This is a genomic window from Lactobacillus nasalidis (genome assembly GCF_016587775.1).
GTDB classification, from domain to species: domain Bacteria; phylum Bacillota; class Bacilli; order Lactobacillales; family Lactobacillaceae; genus Lactobacillus; species Lactobacillus nasalidis.
This window is the reverse complement of record NZ_BOCG01000440.1, coordinates 1-6689: the sequence shown is the minus strand read 5'-3', so window position 1 is coordinate 6689 and position 6689 is coordinate 1. Positions and strand designations below refer to the sequence as shown.

Annotated in this window: 4 protein-coding genes; 1 reads left to right on the top strand and 3 read right to left on the bottom strand. The window is 48.0% G+C overall.

What is annotated here, in order from left to right:
• On the top strand, positions 1 to 379 hold a 379-nt coding region (locus lacNas_RS08185; RefSeq protein WP_307865706.1), incomplete at its 5' end, for an amino acid--tRNA ligase-related protein.
• A gap of 77 nt (positions 380 to 456) precedes the next feature.
• Here the strand turns inward: lacNas_RS08185 and lacNas_RS08180 are convergent.
• From lacNas_RS08180 to lacNas_RS08170, 3 genes are read right to left on the bottom strand one after another with little or no spacing between them, the layout of a single operon-like run.
• Positions 457 to 1455 (bottom strand): LacI family DNA-binding transcriptional regulator, encoded by a 999-nt coding sequence (locus lacNas_RS08180; RefSeq protein WP_244660700.1) that lies wholly within the window; start codon positions 1453 to 1455, stop codon positions 457 to 459.
• Between the two features lie 51 nt (positions 1456 to 1506).
• Positions 1507 to 4524, bottom strand: coding sequence for a beta-galactosidase, LacZ type (gene lacZ, locus lacNas_RS08175; protein WP_201331208.1), 3018 nt, complete (start codon positions 4522 to 4524; stop codon positions 1507 to 1509).
• A gap of 4 nt (positions 4525 to 4528) precedes the next feature.
• Positions 4529 to 6412, bottom strand: a complete 1884-nt coding sequence (locus tag lacNas_RS08170) for a glycoside-pentoside-hexuronide (GPH):cation symporter (protein ID WP_201331209.1) — start codon at positions 6410 to 6412, stop codon at positions 4529 to 4531.
• Between the last annotated feature and the right edge of the window lie 277 nt (positions 6413 to 6689).

Sequence of the window (6689 nt, the reverse complement as noted above, 5' to 3'; positions counted from 1 at the left end):
AGCCTACCTGTCAGAGCAGTTTGACCGGCCGTTCTTCATCGTGAACTACCCGGTAGCCATCAAGCCGTTCTATATGAAGAAGAACCCGGAAAACCCGCTGACCTACCTCTGTGCCGACGTTGAAGCACCGGAAGGCTACGGGGAAATCATGGGCGGGTCTGAGCGTGAAGCCGACTACGACACCCTGAAGGCGCAAATTGAAGAAGCCGGCCTAAACCTGGACGACTACAGCTGGTACCTGGACCTGCGCAAGTACGGCAGCGTGCCGCACTCCGGCTTCGGGATGGGCTTTGAACGGGTCATCGCTTGGATCTGCAAGCTGGACCACGTCCGTGAAGCCGTGCCGTTCCCGCGGATGATCAACAGAATGCAGCCATAATTTTTACTCAATTGAATAAGAAAAATAGCTTGGAGAAAATCAATCTCCAAGCTATTTCTTTGCTCTGATTATGCCTGTTATTCTTTCGGGCAGGACTCGCGGTAAACGAGCTTAGTCGGGAAAGTAATCCTGTAGATTCCAGCCCCTTCGTCATCAAGCTGATCTTTTAAGACCTTGACGCTCGCTCGTCCCATTTGCTGGGTTTCAACGTGCACGCTGGTCAAGGCAGGATTGGCAAATTCCGCCGCTGTCGTGTCATTGAATGATATTAAACTAACGTCTTCAGGCACTTTGATTCCAGCTTCTTTAAAAGCCTTAAGTGCTCCAATAGCCATGGCGTCATTGGCAACGATCAAAGCTTCCGGGAAAGGCCCTGCTGAAATAGCCTTTTTGATGGCTTCATATCCAGATTGAGGAGTAAAGTTGCCAACATAGACCAAATCCGAGTCAAACTGGCCACGTTTTTCCAAACTGTCCTTGTAGTCACGAAAGCGAAAGTCAACCAAGTTGTTTTTATCAAAATCGCTGCCCAAATCCCCGTCTAAGAGAGCAATTCGTTCTTTGCCCTGCTGCCATAAGACTTCTAATGCTTCCTGCATAGCTTGGCCAAAGTCAGCTACAACCGAGCAATAACCTAATTTAAGTGTATCAGTATCAACAAAAACGAGGGGGAGTTCTGTCTTTTTGACTTCTGTCAAACGAGCTGCTGAATACTGTTGGTAGCCGATCATGATGATCCCGCTTAACGTAGCCGAGTCTGGCAAAGGATCACCAGCATAAACGACCTGGCTTTGAAAGCCCTGCTTCTGAGCCTCAGCTTCCGCACTGCTTCTGATTGAATAGTAATACAGGTCTTTGATTTCCTGCTCTTGGTCACACCAAAGACAAATGGCCAAGCATTTTTGATGTCCCTTTCTCGTCTTGCGACTCTTATGGTAGTGCATGGCTTCAGCTGTTTCAAATATCTTTTGCCGCGTTGCCTCATTGACTGACAAGGTCTGGTCATAGTTCAAGACCCGAGAAACCGTTGCCGGTGATACGCCTGCCGCTTTAGCCACCTCTCTGATCGTTGCCATTATCCTCACTCGCTTTTACTAAAATTCTTGCTTTAAAATCAATTGTAGCATTTATTTAGTAAAAAGTGGTTGGATCACCAAGCTCAACTCCCGTGCTTCCTGTGCATCCAAGCAGAATTCTGGGTGGACTTTCTGTCCCCATGAATCGTCTCCACCGACTCCCATCTGAGCTGATAAGGCTCTGACCCAGGTGTAGTTGTTAGTTAGCTCAAAGGCATGGTCAGCGGCCTCAACCTGTGCAGCTGAATATGGGAGTGCTGAAAGATTCAAGTCTGCCCCATTAGCCGACAATTCAAGTCCGCCTTCCTGGCCAAAAAGCTGATACCAGCGGACCCGGCTCCGGTTGCCGGCTTCTTGTGGACGAAGGTAATGGGTGAAGTTGTCAGCAACTTCTCCTTGATAGATACCCAGGTAGCTTCCTTCCAAGCGGTCGGAGTAACTTTCATTCGGTCCCAACCCATAGTAACGGTAACTGGTCAATTCTTTTGGCAAGGCAAAGGTCAAACCGAAGGCCGGCAGCAAACCCGTTTCTTTGGATCCTGGAAAGTCAGCGGTTACAGCGATTTTCCCTTGGCTGTCAACTTCATAAGTAACGGTCAAGTCCCCTTTTAAGGCGACTGGCAAAGAAAAAGTGGTTATGACCAAGATGCTGTTTTCCTTGATCTCGTAAGACATTTCCTGCAAACGGGCATACTTGCCAGCGTTTTCCCACCGGGCCATGTCAAAACCGTAGCCAGCCCCCCGGTCATTGTCAGTCAAAGGCCGCCAGAAGGTGAATTCCGGCAGGCGTTTCAAGTACTCATTTCCAGCATACTTGATAGAAACCGGCCAGCCTTTCGCCTTAGAGAAAAGAATCTGGAAGTCTTTCCCCTTCAGCCCCAAGTTGAAATCACAATCAACCAGTTCTGGCCGCGCTTGTGGTACAAATTCCGGCAGTTTTTCAACAACTTCTTCTGCTTCGGCAACCGTAAAACCTTCATTAGCCCAAAGATGATCTTCTTTTAAATGAGCCGTTACCTGGAAGACGAGCTCACCTCTCTCATCTTCAGTCTCTGGCCAAGGCAAGGCAAAATTCCCGCTTTCACCTGGCTCCAAGTTAAAAGCCAATGGCCGGCTCTGATAGGTCAACTTGCCGTCAACTAAAAGGCTGCTGATGAAGTAATAGACCGAACTGTTAGTAAACAGGTTGTCGTTTTGGAGGAATAACTGTCCATCCTTGACACGCATTTTGAGGTTAGAGTAAAGAGACTTAACGTTGGCAAGTTTTGGCGACAACTCCCGGTTGGCAAATACCAGACCGTCTCCACAGAATTCATAGTCGCTCGGCCGGTCGTCAAAATCTCCCCCGTAAAGCAGGTGTCCTTTATTTTCTAAAGCCTGATCGATCCAGTCCCAGATAAAACCACCCTGGTAGTGCGGGTATTTTTCCAAAGCAGTGTAAGCAGCCAGGTCGCCGACGGAATTACCCATGGCGTGCGCATATTCGACTGAGATGAATGGTTTTTCCGGCTTATCTATAAGATATTTCTCAATCTCTTTTGCTGGAGCATACATCCTGCTTTCGATTTGGGTCGCGCCATCAAATTTTCGATTATGGGTCACCCCTTCATAGTGCTGAATCCGGTTTGGATCAGCCTGTCTTACATAGTCAGCCATTTGAGTAAAGACAGTTCCAGCGTATGATTCATTGCCTAAAGACCAGATCAAAATTGAAGCATGGTTCTTGTCCCGCGCCATCATATTCTTTACCCGGGACAGGCTAGCTCCCAACCAACGCTGATCGTTGCCCGGAACATTGTAGCTCGGGTCCTCGTGGCCTACCTTTTCCCAGGTGCCATGGCTTTCCAGGTTGGCCTCATCGATCACATAGAGACCGTATTTGTCACACAATCGGTAAAAGAGGGACTGATTTGGGTAGTGTGAGCAGCGAACCGCGTTGATATTGTTTTGCTTCATGGTCTTGATGTCCCAGATCATGTCTTCTTTAGTAATCGCCCGGCCCAACTTGCAATCAAATTCATGCCGATTGACTCCTTTAAAGACAATCCGTTTGCCGTTCAAGTACATGATTCCGTCTTTTAGTTCAAAGTTGCGGAAACCGACATCTTGCCGATCGACTTCTAATAAACTGCCTGCTTGATAAAGGAACAGACGGACCTGATAAAGATTTGCTTCTTCAGCGCTCCAGCCTTTAACCGGCAGGTCTTCCAGCGTAAATTCCAGCTTTCCGCTTCTGATTGGGCCGACTTTTTCAGCGACCAGATCATTATCTCCATCCCGCAGTTCCAATTGGAAGCTGGCATTTGGCAAACGATAGGCAATGTCGGCTTCTACCTTTAGAGAACCTGTTTGATAATCATTGACCAAATCAGCGGTCAGCTTCAAGTCCTGCAGGTGAAGCAGCGGCTTGGCCTCAAGGCTAACTGATCTGAAGATTCCGGATAAGCGCCAGAAGTCCTGGTCTTCCAGCCAAGAGGCCGAAGAGTACTTGTATAAGGCGACAGCTAAACGATTGCCTTCTTTTTTGAGGAACTTGGTGACCATGAACTCGCTTGGAGTAAAAGAATCTTCCCCATAACCGACAAAGTGACCGTTCAGCCAAACGTAGATAGCAGTTGCCGCCCCTTCGAACTTCAGACTAACCTCCTTGTCCCAGAAGGCTTCTTCCAGATCAAAGTATCTGACATAAGAAGCAACAGGATTTTTTGATGGAACTTGGGGAGGAAAGATCTCCTCGCTGCCATCCCATGGATACTGGATATTGACATATTGCGGCTGCCCAAAGCCCTGCAGCTCCAGGTTTCCTGGCACTTTGACAGACTGGAAACTACTGTCGTCAAAGTCTTCTTCATAGAAGTTGACTGGTCCTTGGCCGTTTTCAGCATAATTGAGCAGCCAATCCCCATCAAGGGATTGGACCAGGCTGGACTTACCGCTGTTTAGTTCTTCCAGATTTTGGAAAGACTCATGGTCTGAGTGCGGCGGCAAAGTGTTGACTTCGTAAACTTCCGGATCGGCCAGCCAGGCTTGGTCAGCTTGGTCAATTCTTTTTGCATGCTTTTCGTTCATTTTTCTATTTCTTCCCTTCTAGCTCAAATACATTATCCAAAGCCTTGATGCTGTGACCAATTGGCAATAGCAGCCGACTTGCCTCAAAGCTCTTGCTGTTGACTACGGTTACGACTACCGTGTCGTCCAGCTTGGCGCGTTTGATAACTGGATCCCAGAATTCCAGGATCTCTTGACCGGCTTCAACCTTGCTGCCCTCTTCAACATAGCTAACAAAGCCAGTTCCGTTCAGTCTGACTGTTCCTAGACCAATATGGATCAAAACTAAAACTCCGGCTTCATTTTCCAAGACAATGGAATGCCGGGTCTTGGCCAGCTGACGGACAGTGCCGGCAAATGGCGCGTAGACTTTCCCATCTTCTGGCACCAAGGCAAAACCGTCGCCCAATTTTCTGCTGGCAAAAACTGGATCATCCAACATGTCCAAGGTCATCAACTGACCAGACAAGGGACTTGCCAAAGCAAATTTTTCAGCTTGTGCCGGCTTTTCAGCATGGCTTTGGCTGAACTGGGCTTCCAGCTGGTCAACAATTTCAGCGTGCTTTTCTTCAGTCAAAAGAACCTTTTTAGCAAAGATGGTAACCGCAATCAGCAGCATGACTGCCGGGAAGGCAAACATGGCTAATTTGAAAACCATCCGTCCGTGACTGGTAATCGTTGAAGCAGTTGCCCCGGTAGTCATGCCAGCAGTTACGGCAATCAACGAAACGAACCAGTTGGACAAGGCCCCGCCCAACTTGTCGACCAGGGGCCGAACAGACAAGGTTAAGGCCTCGTCTCTGTGTCCAGTCTTCAACTGACCGTATTCAACGGCGTCAGAGATAATCATCAATACGACCAGGAAGGCCAGAGGCTGAGGAATAAAGAAGAGTTCAGCGCCAACGAGGGACAAGGCCAAGGAGCCGCTAGCAACTGAGAAGATGCCAATCCCTAAAAGCATGATTCCAATGCAGGCATAAAAGAGCCGTTTTCTGTTGAACTTCTTGGCCAGTGACGGAAAGAAGGAAACGGATACCAGGCCAACAAAGGTATTGATGGTGTACAGGAGGCTGTAGCCGTGGGCATCGCCTAAGATGTATGAGAAGTAGTAAAGCTGAAGAGCGTTGAGGGTGTTGACGCCCAGGCCGTAGAACCAGTAGGCAAAGGCAAGCCAGAGGAGCTGGTCGTTTTGCCCCAGAACTTTGAAGACCTGCTTCAAAGTCGTCTTTTCCTTGCTTTCCCGAAGGGCTGACTTGACTTCATGAGTGCCTAAGCCAACAGCAATGGAAGTCAAGATTCCAATCACAGCAACGATCAAGGCAAAGAAGAACCAGCCTTGCTTGTCCCCATTAGGGTTGGCCTTGCTAGACGAGAAAAAGAGGACGATTGGAGTGATGATTACCCCAACCAGGTTGGCGCCAATGGTTGAACCGACTCTGGCGAAAGTCGAAGTCTTCTCTCTTTCTCGAGAATCAAGTGACAGAGCCGGAATCATAGCCCAGAAGCCTGTATCCTTGAAAGAGTAAAAGACGTCCATGAGCAAGTAAACAATGCCAAAAATAATTAAGTAAACCATAGGATTGCTTTGATTGAGGCCACCAAAGTCTGTAAAAAGAGCCAGCAAGGCTAAGGAGCTGATAATCCCCCCGCCTACGACCCAGGGCTTGAACTTTCCCCACCGGCTCTCAGTCCGGTCAATTGCATTCCCAATCAAGGGATCGATCAGGACTTCTCCGATCCGGATTGCCGCGATCAAGTTGGTGATTATGAAGATCATTCGATGATCGCCAGCGTTGAAAAGATGAGTAGTAACGAAAACAATAAAATAAGTTGACAAAGTCGCGTAGAAGACGTCGTTGCCAAAGGCACCGGCCGCGTACGACAAGCGTGAGACAAGCTTTTTCTTCATGTTTTTCTCCTTTTTGAGTGTTTATCTTGTTTACGCTTACAGTATATTATTGTTTACTAAACAAATCAAGATATTTTACTGAAATATTTTTAGTAAACAAAAAACGACTCTTAATAGCAGAGTCGTTTTCTTTCAACCTATTTATCTGTTTCAGTTTGGTTTTTTGCCTACTTTTTCCAGTTCAAGTCACTGGTCTCGTCAGCCTCAGTAATCTTTCTGACGACCCGGCAAGGGTTGCCGACGGCCACGCAGTTGGCTGGGATGTCCTTGACAACGA

Bases quoted from the DNA above. Each gene is read 5' to 3' on its own strand.
- lacZ (WP_201331208.1), bottom strand. From the start codon at position 4,524: ATGAACGAAAAGCATGCAAAAAGAATTGACCAAGCTGACCAAGCCTGG.
- lacNas_RS08170 (WP_201331209.1), bottom strand. From the start codon at position 6,412: ATGAAGAAAAAGCTTGTCTCACGCTTGTCGTACGCGGCCGGTGCCTTT.
- lacNas_RS08180 (WP_244660700.1), bottom strand. From the start codon at position 1,455: ATGGCAACGATCAGAGAGGTGGCTAAAGCGGCAGGCGTATCACCGGCA.